This window comes from Pseudoalteromonas rubra (assembly GCF_005887095.1).
GTDB classification, from domain to species: Bacteria; Pseudomonadota; Gammaproteobacteria; order Enterobacterales; family Alteromonadaceae; genus Pseudoalteromonas; species Pseudoalteromonas rubra_E.
Genome location: NZ_PNCI01000044.1, coordinates 48,510 through 62,557 on the forward strand (window position 1 = coordinate 48,510; position 14,048 = coordinate 62,557).

General features: G+C 48.7%; 14 protein-coding genes. 13 read left to right on the forward strand and 1 reads right to left on the reverse strand.

Features of this window, described 5'->3' with window-relative positions; all coding sequences use genetic code 11:
* The first annotated feature begins 1 nt into the window (after position 1).
* The 4 genes from mazG (at position 2) to CWB99_RS18545 (ending at position 4,442) form a co-directional block, all read left to right on the forward strand.
* Positions 2-802 carry a nucleoside triphosphate pyrophosphohydrolase gene (mazG, locus tag CWB99_RS18530; RefSeq protein WP_138551550.1) on the forward strand — a complete coding sequence of 267 codons (801 nt, stop codon included), beginning with the start codon at positions 2-4 and terminating at the stop codon, positions 800-802.
* A gap of 103 nt (positions 803-905) precedes the next feature.
* Complete coding sequence (locus CWB99_RS18535) at positions 906-2,540, forward strand: CTP synthase (protein ID WP_046003479.1); 1,635 nt, start codon at positions 906-908, stop codon at positions 2,538-2,540.
* Positions 2,541-2,686: 146 nt separating this feature from the next.
* Positions 2,687-3,979, forward strand: coding sequence for a phosphopyruvate hydratase (gene eno / locus CWB99_RS18540; protein ID WP_138551549.1), 1,293 nt, complete (start codon positions 2,687-2,689; stop codon positions 3,977-3,979).
* A 112-nt stretch (positions 3,980-4,091) separates the two neighbouring features.
* Positions 4,092-4,442, forward strand: a complete 351-nt coding sequence (locus CWB99_RS18545; RefSeq protein ID WP_138551548.1) for a hypothetical protein — start codon at positions 4,092-4,094, stop codon at positions 4,440-4,442.
* 28 nt (positions 4,443-4,470) lie between these two features.
* Here CWB99_RS18545 and mutH read toward each other — a convergent pair whose 3' ends face one another.
* Positions 4,471-5,145 (reverse strand): DNA mismatch repair endonuclease MutH, encoded by a 675-nt coding sequence (gene mutH / locus CWB99_RS18550; RefSeq protein ID WP_082353346.1) that lies wholly within the window; start codon positions 5,143-5,145, stop codon positions 4,471-4,473.
* A 429-nt stretch (positions 5,146-5,574) separates the two neighbouring features.
* Here mutH and rppH point away from each other — a divergent pair, with 429 nt between their 5' ends.
* From rppH to CWB99_RS18595, 9 genes are all read left to right on the forward strand, one after another.
* On the forward strand, positions 5,575-6,093 hold the full coding sequence (gene rppH / locus CWB99_RS18555) for an RNA pyrophosphohydrolase (protein ID WP_054017354.1): 519 nt from the start codon (positions 5,575-5,577) through the stop codon (positions 6,091-6,093).
* Positions 6,094-6,195: 102 nt separating this feature from the next.
* Positions 6,196-8,475 (forward strand): phosphoenolpyruvate--protein phosphotransferase, encoded by a 2,280-nt coding sequence (ptsP, locus tag CWB99_RS18560; protein ID WP_138551547.1) that lies wholly within the window; start codon positions 6,196-6,198, stop codon positions 8,473-8,475.
* Between the two features lie 66 nt (positions 8,476-8,541).
* On the forward strand, positions 8,542-9,354 hold the full coding sequence (locus tag CWB99_RS18565; RefSeq protein WP_138551546.1) for a sulfite exporter TauE/SafE family protein: 813 nt from the start codon (positions 8,542-8,544) through the stop codon (positions 9,352-9,354).
* A 9-nt stretch (positions 9,355-9,363) separates the two neighbouring features.
* Positions 9,364-10,158 (forward strand): prolipoprotein diacylglyceryl transferase, encoded by a 795-nt coding sequence (gene lgt / locus CWB99_RS18570; RefSeq protein WP_138551545.1) that lies wholly within the window; start codon positions 9,364-9,366, stop codon positions 10,156-10,158.
* 152 nt (positions 10,159-10,310) lie between these two features.
* The gene (locus CWB99_RS18575) at positions 10,311-11,144 is read left to right on the forward strand and encodes a thymidylate synthase (RefSeq protein ID WP_138545090.1); all 834 of its coding nucleotides are present in this window, start codon (positions 10,311-10,313) and stop codon (positions 11,142-11,144) included.
* A gap of 69 nt (positions 11,145-11,213) precedes the next feature.
* Positions 11,214-11,828 carry a hypothetical protein gene (locus tag CWB99_RS18580; protein ID WP_138551544.1) on the forward strand — a complete coding sequence of 205 codons (615 nt, stop codon included), beginning with the start codon at positions 11,214-11,216 and terminating at the stop codon, positions 11,826-11,828.
* A 219-nt stretch (positions 11,829-12,047) separates the two neighbouring features.
* Entirely contained in the window at positions 12,048-12,632 is a 585-nt protein-coding gene (locus CWB99_RS18585) for a DUF4402 domain-containing protein (protein WP_138545092.1), read from the forward strand.
* Positions 12,633-12,710: 78 nt separating this feature from the next.
* Positions 12,711-13,127 (forward strand): DUF4402 domain-containing protein, encoded by a 417-nt coding sequence (locus CWB99_RS18590; protein WP_171045391.1) that lies wholly within the window; start codon positions 12,711-12,713, stop codon positions 13,125-13,127.
* Between the two features lie 52 nt (positions 13,128-13,179).
* Positions 13,180-13,992 carry a fimbrial biogenesis chaperone gene (locus tag CWB99_RS18595; protein WP_138551542.1) on the forward strand — a complete coding sequence of 271 codons (813 nt, stop codon included), beginning with the start codon at positions 13,180-13,182 and terminating at the stop codon, positions 13,990-13,992.
* Positions 13,993-14,048 lie beyond the last annotated feature (56 nt).

Sequence of the window (14,048 nt, forward strand, 5' to 3'; positions counted from 1 at the left end):
TATGAGTGCCTCATTGCAGCAATTACTGGAGATTATGGCGACCCTGCGCGACCCGCAAAAGGGTTGCGCCTGGGATCAACAACAAAGCTTTGAAACCATAGTGCCTCACACACTGGAAGAAGCCTACGAAGTGGCTGACAGCATAGAGCAACAAGACTTTGTCGGGCTAAAAGATGAGCTGGGTGATTTACTGTTTCAGGTGATTTTTTATGCTCAGTTGGGCAAAGAAGCCGGGCTCTTTGAGTTTGAAGACATAGTGAAAGGACTGAATGATAAGCTGGTGCGCCGCCACCCTCATGTCTTTGAGACTCCGGATAGCACTTTGAGCGATGCTGAATTACATGCGCAGTGGCAGGCGATCAAAGATAAGGAGCGCGGAGCAAAGCCTACCCGGTTTGGCGATGATGTACCTTTAAATCTGCCCGCCTTATCGCGCGCTGCGAAAATTCAAAAGCGCGCTGCGTCTTTGGGATTTGACTGGCCCACCTATCAGGGCGCATTGGACAAAGTGGCCGAGGAAGTGGCCGAAGTCAGTGAGGCACTCAGTCACGACCCTGACTCCGAGCACAGTGCGGAGGAGCTCGGCGACCTGCTGTTTGCTACGGTGAATGTGGCGCGCCACATCAAACGCGACCCGGAGCAGTTGCTACGCCGCGCCAGTGACAAATTTATCGCCCGCTTTAGTGCCATCGAGGGCATTCTGGCGGAGCGGGAAATTGCCTTGTCGGACGCCAGCCTGGCGCAAATGGATGAGGCCTGGGAAGAAGTCAAACGACGTCAGCGTTCAGGTGAGAATAATTAAAGGGGGCGATTTTTCGCTGGATTGCCCCTTGCACTTTTGCTATACTATTGCCCCGTCTTGATTCTTATTTAAATTCCATTTTTCCTGATATTCTAGGGTTCGCATGAGTACAAAATTTATCTTCGTAACGGGCGGAGTTGTTTCCTCCTTGGGTAAAGGTATTGCAGCTGCTTCATTGGCTGCGATATTAGAAGCGCGTGGTTTAAACGTCACTATCCTTAAGCTGGATCCTTATATCAATGTTGACCCTGGCACAATGAGCCCGATCCAACATGGTGAAGTCTTTGTAACGGAAGACGGCGCAGAAACTGATCTGGACTTAGGTCACTACGAGCGTTTCATCCGCACCAAAATGACCAGCCGCAACAACTTCACGCAGGGTCGTGTTTTTGAAGATGTACTGCGTCGCGAGCGTAAAGGTGAATACCTGGGCGCGACCATTCAGGTGATCCCACACATCACGAACGACATTAAACGTCGTGTACTGGAAGGTGCTGAAGGCCATGATATCGCCATCGTTGAGATTGGTGGTACTGTGGGCGACATCGAATCACAGCCTTTCCTTGAAGCCATTCGCCAGCTGGGCACAGAGCTGGGCCGTGAGCATGCCTTATTTATGCACCTGACCTTAGTGCCTTTCCTGGGCGCTGCAGGCGAAGTAAAAACCAAGCCAACTCAGCATTCAGTGAAAGAGCTGCGTTCAATTGGTATTCAGCCGGATATCCTGGTGTGTCGTTCAAACTGCAAGCTGCCTGCTAATGAGCGTGCCAAGATTGCGCTGTTCACTAACGTGGAAGAGAAAGCGGTAATCTCATTGCAGGATGTAGACAGCATCTACAAAATCCCGGCACTGCTTAAGTCACAGGAACTGGATGACCTGGTTTGTCGTCGTTTCTATCTGGATGTACCTGAAGCAGACTTGGCTGAGTGGGAACAGGTGTTATATCAGGAATCAAACCCAACAGGTGAAGTGACCATTGGTATGGTTGGCAAATACATTGAATTGCCAGACGCCTACAAGTCAGTAAACGAAGCGCTTAAGCATGCCGGCCTGAAGAATCGAGTAACTGTGAATATCGAATATGTTGATTCACAGGATATCGAGAGCAAAGGCACTGAATTACTGGACCACCTGGACGCCATTTTGGTACCGGGCGGTTTTGGTAACCGGGGTGTTGAAGGTAAGATTTTGGCGGCCAAATACGCCCGTGAAAACAAAGTGCCTTACCTGGGGATCTGTTTAGGTATGCAGGTTGCGCTGATTGAATACGCGCGCAACGTGGCAGGTCTGGAAGGTGCTAACTCAACTGAGTTTGATGCTAAATCGCCTCATCCGGTTGTTGGTCTGATCACTGAGTGGTTAGATGCTGATGGTAACGTTGAGACCCGTACTGAAGAGTCAGATCTGGGTGGTACGATGCGCCTGGGTGCGCAGCTGTGTCATCTTAAAGAAGGCTCAAAAGTACGCGACGTATACGGCAATGCCGAGATCACTGAGCGTCACCGCCACCGCTACGAGGTAAACAACCACTACGTTGAGCGCCTCGAGCAGGCAGGCCTGGCATTCACTGGTCTGTCGGAAGACAAAAAACTGGTTGAGATCATCGAAAATAAAGATCACCCCTGGTTTATTGCGGCTCAGTTCCACCCTGAGTTTACTTCAACGCCGCGTGACGGCCACCCTCTATTTGAAGGGTTCGTTGCAGCAGCGTTCAGCTATCAAAAAGCTGATTCTTAATAATGAAAAGCCGTGCCTTAGTGCACGGCTTTTTTAATCGCCACAAAGATAAGTAGCGCATTGCTATGCAACTGCACAAGCGGGTATATAGCAATGCGAAAGCAGACACACAACACACTCACCACTTTGGGAAAAGAGGAATCAAGATGTCAAAAATCGTAAAAGTGATTGGCCGTGAAGTTATGGACTCACGTGGTAACCCTACCGTTGAAGCCGATGTTCATTTAGAGTCGGGCGCATGGGGCCGCGCATGTGCACCATCAGGTGCATCAACAGGAACTCGCGAAGCACTTGAATTACGTGACGGTGATAAAGCTCGTTACCTGGGTAAAGGTGTACTGACCGCGGTAAACTATGTTAACAACGAAATCGCAGCAGCCCTGAACGGACACAATGCCCTGGAACAACGCGCAATTGACCAGCTTATGCTGGACTTAGACGGCACTGAAAACAAAGAAAAGCTGGGTGCAAACGCGATTCTGGCTGTGTCTTTAGCAACGGCTAAAGCGGCGGCACAAGAAAAAGGCGTGGCGCTGTACGAGCATATTGCAGACATCAACGGCACAGCAGGCCAGTACTCTATGCCAGTACCTATGATGAATATCCTGAACGGCGGCGAGCACGCTGACAACAACGTTGATATCCAGGAGTTCATGGTTCAGCCTGTGGGAGCAAAAAGCTTCCGTGAAGCACTGCGCATGGGTGCGGAAATCTTCCACAGCCTGAAGAAAGTATTGAAATCACGTGGTCTGAATACTGCGGTAGGTGATGAAGGTGGTTTTGCACCAGACCTTAAATCAAACGAAGAAGCACTGGAAGTGATCGTTGAAGCGGTTGCAGCTGCGGGCTATGAAATGAACAAAGACGTGACACTGGCACTGGACTGTGCGGCTTCTGAGTTCTACAAAGATGGTAAATACGACCTGCAAGGCGAAGGTAAAGCGTTTGACTCAGAAGGTTTCGCTGGCTTCCTGGCAGACTTAGCGGCACGTTACCCAATCGTGTCTATCGAAGACGGTCTGGACGAAAGCGACTGGACAGGCTGGAAGATCCTGACTGATAAGATCGGTGACAAAGTACAGCTGGTAGGTGATGACCTGTTTGTAACCAACACTAAGATCCTTAAGCGTGGTATCGATGAGCAGATCGGTAACTCTATCCTGATCAAGTTTAACCAGATTGGTTCACTGTCTGAAACACTGGACGCAATCAAGATGGCACAGGACGCAGGCTTCACTGCGGTTATCTCTCACCGCTCAGGCGAAACAGAAGACGCAACCATCGCTGATTTAGCTGTGGGTACTGCTGCTGGCCAAATTAAGACTGGCTCACTGTGCCGCTCTGACCGTGTTGCTAAATACAACCAGTTGCTACGTATCGAAGAAGCGCTGGGCGACAAGGCTGTCTACAAAGGTCGCAGCGAGATCAAAGGTCAGTAATTCATATTAACTGACTGAAAAGCCGCGTAATTTACGCGGCTTTTTTGTGTGCGACACGCAATATGTTTCTGTATTATACCCGCCTCGTTAAAAATGACTGAAGGACGTCATCGTGACATTTAAAAAACTTATTGCTTCTTTCTCGCTAATTGCTGCAAGCGTGAGCACTCCTGTATTTGCAAATTACTCATGTAAAGGAAAAGTCAGCTCAGTATCGCTGAGAGAAAATAGTCGATTGTATGCTTCCATAGACGGTGTTGTAAGTAATGGCGGGATCTGCTTTCTAAATGATTCTGAAAAAGGCAAGTTCTGTCATGCGGTTTACAGTAGCTTGTTAGTTGCGCTAAGTGCGCAAAAAGAGGTGGTAGTTTATTTCAGCAAGGGGACATCAGCAAATTGTAACAAAGGAAGCTGGGTGACCTTTGAAGATCACGGGTTCTATCATTTCAGTTTGAAAAGGTAGTTGCTGAGCCTGGCGTTTTTAACCAGGCTCACCCCACAAACTGTTCAGCCAGGATCCCCTGGGTAAACTGCATTTTCAGATAAAACCCGCGGGGCAGGGTTTTAATGAGTTTGCCTTGTGGGCCAATGGCATCGGTCAGGGCTTTACTGTTGGCGGCTTTCGGCCGGATTTGCATGACCTCGCCTAGCTTACCACTGATCTCATCTACACGGCCAAGTGCGATCAATTCGATCTGCTCTTCCCAGTCACGCTGTAACTGGTATTCCTGGAGTTTATTGGGTTGCCAGAGAAATCCCGTGCCGATAGTTCTATTCACAGGGGGAATATCCCGCTCGGCCAAAATAGGTAGCCATAAGACATGATTCAGTTTTTTCTTAACGGTACTGTCCTGCCAGCGTAATCCAGTCAGGTTAGTCAGTGGTACCACAGACACATAAGTGGTTTCGAGTGGTTTTCCGTTATACCCAATGGGTAAAGTCTTTAGCTCGACACCAATAAACTCAAAGTCAGGCACGGGTTTCGAGCCTGCGCTGGCGCCAAGCACATATTCAATCAGCTGACCTGGCCAGCCTTTTTCGCGGTTTAAATCCTGAGGGGTCTTAAAATGAAACTGCGCGGCTACCTCTCCCAGAGTTTGTCCGGCAATGGCATCAACACGAGTCATGAGTTCAGCAATTGAGCGTGGGGGAGTGGGTTTTTGCACGGTCTGGCTCACTTTGTTGTGGTGTTGGTGTATGGTACCAAAATCAAATCATCGATGTGGATTAAAATATCTTTGTGCGTTTTTTGAACGCCTTCGTTGTGGGTTACTCTTTAGGCTGTGATATTCTGGCTTTATCTAATTAATGTCATGATTTATATAAGTTTTTCAAATTTCAATCAATATGCTTTTGACGTAAAAACAGTCATGCTTTGGATAAATACAAGTATATAAACACAATTATCCACAGATTCTGTGGAGAAAATACTAAATTCACCATCATATTGTGGATTTGTTTGTAAAATCATCATGAATAATCAAACTTATGCACAAGTTGTGGGTAAGTTGCGTAAAAGCAGGAATTAAATTTGCCCAGTGCCCAGAGTTGTGGAACAATCAAATTCATATAAAAAAGTATACGAGGCACTTAAGGTGATTGATGCCGAAGGATTTCGTGCCAATGTAGGTATTGTTATTTGTAACAATCAGGGGCAGGTATTTTGGGCGCGCCGCTATGGCCAGCATTCATGGCAGTTTCCACAAGGTGGTGTGGATGAAGGAGAAACGCCAGAACAAACCATGTACCGAGAACTGCATGAAGAAGTTGGATTGCGGCCGGAAGATGTAGAAATCGTTGCAAGCTCAAAACATTGGTTACGCTACAAACTGCCAAAGCGGCTGATCCGCAAAGATTCGAGCCCTGTCTGTATTGGCCAAAAGCAAAAGTGGTTTCTACTGAAACTCAAGTGCAAAGATGAAGATGTAGACTTGATGCGTACTCATCATCCTGAATTTGATGACTGGCGCTGGGTCAGCTACTGGTATCCTGTACGTCAGGTGGTCTCGTTCAAGCGCGATGTGTATCGCCGGGTAATGAAAGAGTTTGCGCCGTTTGCTATGCCGTTTAACCGCAAAGAGCATTCGCATAAAGATCACTGGCGACGTCGTTAAGTAACAAGTGAAAAGTACGTACCTGGGCAGTATAAAGGGTCGAAAAGACAGAAAGAGTAAATGAGCAGTACAGAGCGATTTCTACCAATTTAGGAGTCAGGTGTGTTAGCAACATTACGGACTATCGCAGAGGTGGTCTCACAGCAGGATAATCTCGAAACGGCTTTATCTCGCTTTGTGATGATGGTAAAGGACGCAATGCACACCGAGTGTTGTTCCGTTTATTTTGCCGATTATAGCCAGGACAACTTTGTACTGATGGCCAGCGATGGCCTCAACCCGGATGCCGTCGGGCACTTTCGGGTTGGCTTTACAGAGGGGCTTGTTGGGTTGGTCGCTCAGCGAGAAGAGCCCATCAATATTGCCCATGCACAAAGTCATCCCAGGTTTAAACTGCATGCCGAAGTGCATGAGGAAGGCTACAACGCCTTTTTGTCAGTGCCGGTTGTGCACCAACGCAAAGTACTGGGTGTGATTGTTGTTCAGCAACGTGAAGAGCGGGTCTTTAGTCACGATGAAGAGTCTTTTTTAATTACACTGTCCGCTCAGTTGGCTTCTCAGCTTGCACAGGTCGAGTTACAGTCGGTGCTTAAGCAGGATGCATCCAGCCACAAAACATCGGTACTCAAAGGCGTGGCTAGTGCGCCAGGTATTGCACTGGGTGAAGCCTTTGTGGTGATCCCCAAGCTAGATTTTGCCAGTATTGAATCTCAGCAATGTGAACAAGTCCATCAGCAACGGCAATTATTTCAGCAGGCGGTGGCCGCCACTCGACAAGAATTTCATGTCCTAAAAAACACCCTTAGTGATTCATTGCCCAAAGAAGCCCTGGCTGTCTTTGAGGTGTATCAGCAACTATTGGATGCACGAAGCCTGGGGCAGCGCGTAGAGCAACAGCTGGAGCAAGGCTGGAATGCAAAATCGGCGTTAAAGCATGTGATTATTGAGCTGGTGACACAATTTGAAGCTATGTCCGATCCATATATTCGGGAGCGGGCGGTGGATGTCAGAGATCTGGGGCTCAGGGTTTTGCATCATTTGGTCAGCACAGAAAGCATGGTAAAAAGCTACCCTGACAATACCATTTTAATTGCCAATGAGCTGACACCGGCGATGCTGGCCGAAGTACCCAAAGACAAGCTCAAAGGGGTGATCAGCGTCCATGGCTCGGCGAATTCACATGCCTCGATTCTGACTCGGGCAATGGGCATTCCGGCTATCTGGGGGATTGAAGACATTCCCTTGCTGCAATTCGATGGCAAAGACATGATCCTCGATGCCTATGCCGGGCGTGTCTATATTTCGCCTTCTGATGTGCTGCGCAATGAATACTCAGCACTGAAACTCAAAGAGGGCCAGCTGCACGATAAATTTGAAGCCGAGCATCATTTGTCTTCAGTTACCGCGGATGGTGAGCGGATAAGCCTGTTGCTGAATGCGGGCCTGGATCTGTCTACCGAGCACCTCAGTGCCAAATACTGTGATGGTGTCGGTTTGTACCGAACTGAAGCCTGGTTTATGCAGCGAGGGCAATTTCCTTCACAGGCGGAGCAGGAGAGTTGGTATCGGGACGTACTGGCCCGCTATCACCCTGAACCTGTGATTATGCGTACGCTGGATATTGGTGGTGATAAAGTACTGGACTACTTTAATATCAGTGAAGACAACCCGTTTTTGGGCTGGCGAGGGATCAGAGTCACTCTGGACCATCCAGAGTTGTTTTTAGATCAGCTTAAAGCCATGCTCAAAGCCAATGCGGGGTTAGGTAACCTGAGAATTATGTTGCCCATGGTCAGTCACACTGAAGAGGTCGATGAAGCGCTGGCGCTGCTGGAGCAGGCATACTTTGAGCTGCAAGAAGAGTGGGCCGATCAGTTTTATACTATAGATAAGCCCGACATCGGTGTGATGTTGGAAGTGCCATCGAGTATCTTTTTACTGCCGGAGTGGGCCGAAAAGGTCGACTTTTGCTCGGTGGGTAGCAACGACCTGACCCAATATCTGTTGGCTGTAGACCGCGCCAATGCGCAGGTAGCGGAACTGTTTGAGCCCTATCATCCGAGTGTCTTGCGCGTGCTAAAAAAAATAGCCGATGACTGTCAGCAGTTGGAGCTGCCCTTTAGTCTATGCGGGGAGCTTGGGGGAGAGCCGGAAGGCGCTATTTTACTTGTTGCGATGGGATTTCGCCGCCTCAGTATGAACATTTCATCTCTAAACAAAATAAAATGGACCTTACGCCGCCTGGCCGTCAAAGATATGGAAGCCTTATTGAATCAATGCCTCATGGCATCCAGTGCCAAGCAGGTTCATCGCCTGTTGCGTGAGTTTCTGATAGCGCATGGGCTGAGCGAGCTACTTTATACCAAAAGCGATACAGCCTGAACAGCGACTGGAGGCGCGTGCGCAGATACGCTACTATAACGCGCCCATAATAATAAGAGTGTCTATATGACAATCAGTGTGTTACTCATTCTATGCTGTGCCTTACTTGGCTGTGTTGTTGGCTTTCTGGCTGGGCTACTCGGTATTGGCGGAGGGCTGATCATTGTACCTGTATTGTCGGCTATTCTGTTGTACTTCAACGTGCTGGAAAGTGACTATGTGATTGTTGTCGCGATTGCGACTTCGCTGGCTTCAATTTTGTTTACCTCAACCTCTTCTGCACTGGCACATCATCGTAATCACAATGTGCCCTGGGACATCGCCCCCTGGGTGATGGCAGGCGTCGCGGTGGGGGCTTTGATCAGTGGCTTTATGGTCGCCCTTATTCCGGTACATTGGGTAAAATGGACGTTTGTCATTTCTGTGTTGTTAATCGCCGCTAAAATGGTATTCAGTTCACAATCACATGCGCCAGAAAAGCTGCGCAGTTTGCCGTCCGGCCCTGTTTTGGCAAGCATCACGACCTTAATGGGGGCATTGTCTGCCATGATTGGCATCGGCGGGGGCGTGTTAATTGTGCCGCTGCTCAGTTATTTTTCTGTCGATATGCGCAAGGCAATTGGTTGTGCCGCAGTCAGTGGTATCGTGATTGCGCTGTTTGGCTCCGTAGGTTATGTGGTCTCGGGTGGTCAGACATTGAAATTGACCGACGGATTTGCCGGTTTTGTGTATTTGCCGGCGTTATTTGGTATTGTGCTAACTTCTTGGTTTGTCGCTCCTGTCGGAGCCAAAGCAACGCACTATCTGCCAGTGCCAGTGATTAAGAAAGTGTTCGCATTGCTGCTCGTGGTGATTGCGGGAAAAATGTTATTTTATTGAGGGAAAGCGATGGCTTTGCAGTTTCCAGAAATCGATCCAATCATATTCTCGATTGGACCCCTAAGTGTGCGCTGGTATGGCGTAATGTATTTAATCGGTTTTGCGTTTGCGATGTGGTGGGCAAACAAAGAGGCTGATAAGCCTAATTCTGGCTGGACCAAAGATGAGGTCAGTGATCTGCTGTTTTACGGCATGCTCGGCGTAATATTGGGTGGCCGAATTGGCTATGTGTTGTTTTATCAGTTCAGTCACTTCCTTGAAAACCCAATGTATTTATTGCGTATCGACCAGGGCGGCATGTCATTCCATGGCGGCGCACTGGGCGTGATAGCCGGTATTTTTATCTTTGCCTGGCGGTTTAAGAAATCACCACTGGCTGTGGGCGACTTTGTCGTACCTATGGTGCCGGTTGGTTTACTTGCAGGACGTATTGGTAACTTTATCAATGGTGAGTTATGGGGCCGAGCTACGGATGTTCCGTGGGCGGTTGTGTTCCCGACAGGCGGCCCGGTTGCCCGTCACCCATCGCAACTTTACGAAGCATTTCTGGAAGGGTTAGTGCTGTTTATCATACTGATTTGGTACAGGAAACAGGCACGCCCGGCGGGCAGTGTTGCCGGTCTGTTTTTACTCGGTTACGGTACTTTCCGTTTCATTGTTGAATACTTCCGTGAACCGGACGCACATATCGGCTTGTACGCCGGCATGATTTCTCAGGGACAGATTTTGTCCTTACCTATGGTGATCGGTGGCCTGGGCTTGATGATCTGGAGCCACAAGCGTACTGCAACAGCACGCGCTTAAACCATGTCGGGACCCTAATCTTGGGGTCCCGTTTTACCTGCCAATAAATCCTACCGTGAATTAGTTACCCGGGCCTGCGAACGTAGTATACTTTCGTGCTATACAAAGCCCTTGAGCAGGGTCAATAGTGAGATCATTGTGAGGAGTAAAGCATGAAAGTGTATTTGGAGTTATTGCGAGATGTATTAGAAAACGGCACCCAGAAAGGGGACCGCACTGGTACAGGGACGCGCTCCGTGTTTGGCCGTCAGATCCGCCATAACCTCAAAGATGGCTTTCCTTTGCTGACCACCAAAAAGCTACACTTTAAGAGTATTGCCAATGAGTTGATCTGGTTTCTTAAAGGCGATACCAATAAAACCTGGCTTAATGAAAACGGCGTTAAAATCTGGGATGAGTGGGCGCTGGAAGATGGTGAGTTGGGTCCAATATACGGCAAACAGTGGACGGCCTGGCCGACCAAAGACGGTGGTGAGATTAACCAGATCGACTATGTTGTTGATACGTTAAAAAACAACCCCAATAGCCGTCGTATTCTGTTCCACGGCTGGAACGTTGAGTATCTGCCGGACGAGTCGATGAGCCCGCAAGAGAATGTTGAAGCGGGTCGTATGGCCTTACCGCCTTGTCACCTGCTTTATCAGTTTTACGTGGCAGATGGCAAATTATCCGGGCAGCTGTATATTCGTAGCTCAGATATTTTCCTGGGGCTGCCGTATAACATCGCCAGTTTGTCTTTGCTGGTGCATATGTTGGCGCAACAATGCGACCTTGAACCTGGCGAAGTCATTGTCAGTTTTGGTGATTTACATGCCTATTCAAACCACATGGAACAGATTGAGCAGCAGTTACAACGTGAGCCTAAGGGCCTGCCCACCTTAAACATTTTGCGCAAGCCTGAGTCTATTTATGACTACAGGTTTGAGGACTTTGCGATTGAAGGCTACAACGCCGATCCCAATATCAAAGCCCCGGTTGCGATTTAATCTTAAGCTATTTTCGTTATGTAGTAGGCGGCCAGTGAAGGCCGCTTGTAGTAGAAAGAGAATGACGTTATGTCCACCCATTCCAAAATGACTCAGCTAATGCGTCATCGGCGTGTTGGTATGTTGGTCGCAGTACTGGCAGTAGCCGGGCTTTTGTCTGCGTGTAGCGCACAGCCATCCGTCGACGAAGAGGCAGAAGCGCTTGCCAGGGCAGAGTTGATCAAAACCTACAATGAGCACAAAGCAGGCATTGAGCGTGTTGCTGCGATGGAGCAGGACTTGTCTCAGTTACTGACCTTATTATCTTCTGCTCATGACATACAGCCGCTTGAAGAAAAAATCACTCAGCCAGAGAAAAACGTTGTGACTCATCAGGTGGCGCCAGCTTCTGCCAGCGAACTGTCCATTGCGCCAAGCGAAGGTTCCATTGTTGTACAGTTTGGTCGTCACCTTTTGAATGCTCGGGCTCAGGCACAAAATGAACGGATCAGAGCGTCTTTGTCTCTAATACAAAGTTACTATCCTGAGATGTTCAACACTGTATCATTATATTTACAAACGCCGGCGATAAATGGCACCCAGTTTTACCTTTCCCAGGCTTCCGGGTTCATGTCTGAGCAAGAAAGCGCGGTATTCTGTCAGCTCATCCAAGCCAGTGGTCAACCTTGTAAATTGGTTAACTAGCTAAAAAACATTGAAATAATATTAAAGATTTTGTATTTAGGTACGATATAAAAGAAGTCTGAGTAGTGTTTTTATTCAAATTGAGCACCTTTCTACCCAAGGGCACTCGAATGAATTGATAAAATCATTATAAAGTCTTAGTTGTACGTTCAGTGCAAAGCGCTGCGCGTGTGGTTTGGCCGGTTATGGAAGCGGCTATTAAATGAAAAGGATTAGCTGATGGAAAAGTTAATGAACAAGTACTCTCTACTCTCAATTCTGGCTGCAATGCCTTTACTGGCTGCAGCGCAGCCTGCGGAATTCAAAGCATCCGTAACAGTAAGAAATATCTTCACGTTTGAAAATGCCGAGCCGCTTAGCTTTGGTACTATACGTGCCAGTGGTGATACGGGTGGTGTAGAAACGGCGACTCTGATTATCGCTGCAAACCCCAATACTGCGCCTCGGGCTGACTCAACCGATGTGACAAAAGCAGAGATTGCGATTCTGGAACCCGGTACGCCAGCGAAATTTACCGTTGAGGGTATTTCACCCTATGCGACGCTGACGATTACCGATCCGACAGAAACCGATGTTTTACCGAAAGATTTGCCGCCAACAACACCCGGCTTTAAGCTAGGTACTTTCACCTACTATGTGACTTCTGGCACATCGCCAGCCCCGGCAACAACCACAGTACAGGCTGATGCTGACGGTAAAATTGCGTTTAATGTGGGCGCAACGCTGACAACAACCAGTGCCGCTGCAGGTAACTATATCGATGGCGAGTACGAAGGTACGTTCAGTGTTGAGCTGAGCTACTAATCTGCTTTGGCGGGTGAGCGATTAGCCCGCCAGTTTCATATGAAGGCGCTTTTGTTACTCGTCAGCTTGGTGAGCAGTATGTTCTGTCAGGCGAGTATTATACTCAATGCTGATCTGAATTTCGGCACTGTTATTGTGGCAGACCCCAGTGTGGTCGGCACCGTTACTGTGTCACGGGGCGGCGGAACAAGCTCCTCTGGCAGTATCCATGTAGTCGAAAAAGGGCACCCAGCTGAGCTGATACTGACGTCCTTTCCCGTCGGTGTCTATCTGAATATCTCAACAGATATACTCGACGATGAGCTCGCACATACTCAGCTTATCAGCCAGGGAAAACTGCGTGTTATCCAGCTCCATCACCCGGTCAGGGTCTTCACCGATCGATATGGTCGCGCCCGGCTTGTGATAGGAGGGACATTGCAGAGTATGCCCCATGCTGGCAGCTACCTGGACGGCCAATATGAGACAACCATCAGCGTCGAAGTCAGCTATTAAGTAAGCACACACTCTCTTTCATCGCCGTTAGAAGTAGAATAGGCAAGATCCAATGAAATATATTACTCACATCATGCTGTTGGTGCTATTGTTTTGTGCCGCTCAGTCTCAGGCCAATCTATTGATTTCACCCACCCGGGTCGTGTTTGATGAGCGCCAGCGAAATGCCAAAGTATTTCTGATCAACAACAGCCAGGAGTACAAAACTTACCGTCTGAGCTTTAAAGAAAAGCTCGCCCTGCCTGAGGGAGGGTATAAAGATGTGTCGGAGCAGGAAAACCCCAGGCGTTTAAGTGGCTTGCTCAGAATGACACCCAAGCAGGTACGTCTTGCACCAGGCGAGCGCCAGGTCGTTAAACTCGCTTTGCGTCGAAAAAAAGACATGGCTGCGGGTGAATACCGTTCACACCTGTTCTTTCAGGCGTTGCCTGAGAAAAAAGACGCTGCGCAGAAGGGAGTTGGGATCAGGCTGAATATGATTATGAGTTACAGTATCCCAGTGATTTACCGCCAATCGGCATCTGTGCCGCAGGTCACCATAGAGAGTGCCAAGGTGAGCCGGGGAGAAAGTGGTCGTTATGATACCGTCGGGCTGGCACTATCTCGTCAGGGTGACTCTAGTACGTTTGGCCAGATCAGTGTATATTGGCGCGGAAACAACACGGCTCAATGGCAAGAAGCCGCCATAGTGAGCAGCTATAGCATTTATCCGGAGGTCAGTCAGTCGCACTTACAGTTAAAGCTGATAGACCCGAGCATTATGCAGGGGGTGCGTGCCGGGGAGTTAAAAGTCGTGTATACCGGCAGTGGTGAATATCAGGGAATACCATTTGCGGAGCGCATCTTCCCTGTCACTTTGCCCTGACCCTGGTGGTTAGATGGTGAGGTTTGTTCTGATCCTGCTAATTGGGCTGTCATGGG

What these genes read in the sequence shown, in the direction of transcription:
- mazG (WP_138551550.1), top strand. Translation starts at nt 2, where the DNA reads ATGAGTGCCTCATTGCAGCAATTACTGGAGATTATGGCGACCCTGCGC.
- CWB99_RS18535 (WP_046003479.1), top strand. Translation starts at nt 906, where the DNA reads ATGAGTACAAAATTTATCTTCGTAACGGGCGGAGTTGTTTCCTCCTTG.
- eno (WP_138551549.1), top strand. Translation starts at nt 2,687, where the DNA reads ATGTCAAAAATCGTAAAAGTGATTGGCCGTGAAGTTATGGACTCACGT.
- CWB99_RS18565 (WP_138551546.1), top strand. Translation starts at nt 8,542, where the DNA reads ATGACAATCAGTGTGTTACTCATTCTATGCTGTGCCTTACTTGGCTGT.
- lgt (WP_138551545.1), top strand. Translation starts at nt 9,364, where the DNA reads ATGGCTTTGCAGTTTCCAGAAATCGATCCAATCATATTCTCGATTGGA.
- CWB99_RS18575 (WP_138545090.1), top strand. Translation starts at nt 10,311, where the DNA reads ATGAAAGTGTATTTGGAGTTATTGCGAGATGTATTAGAAAACGGCACC.
- CWB99_RS18580 (WP_138551544.1), top strand. Translation starts at nt 11,214, where the DNA reads ATGTCCACCCATTCCAAAATGACTCAGCTAATGCGTCATCGGCGTGTT.
- CWB99_RS18585 (WP_138545092.1), top strand. Translation starts at nt 12,048, where the DNA reads ATGGAAAAGTTAATGAACAAGTACTCTCTACTCTCAATTCTGGCTGCA.
- CWB99_RS18590 (WP_171045391.1), top strand. Translation starts at nt 12,711, where the DNA reads ATGTTCTGTCAGGCGAGTATTATACTCAATGCTGATCTGAATTTCGGC.
- CWB99_RS18595 (WP_138551542.1), top strand. Translation starts at nt 13,180, where the DNA reads ATGAAATATATTACTCACATCATGCTGTTGGTGCTATTGTTTTGTGCC.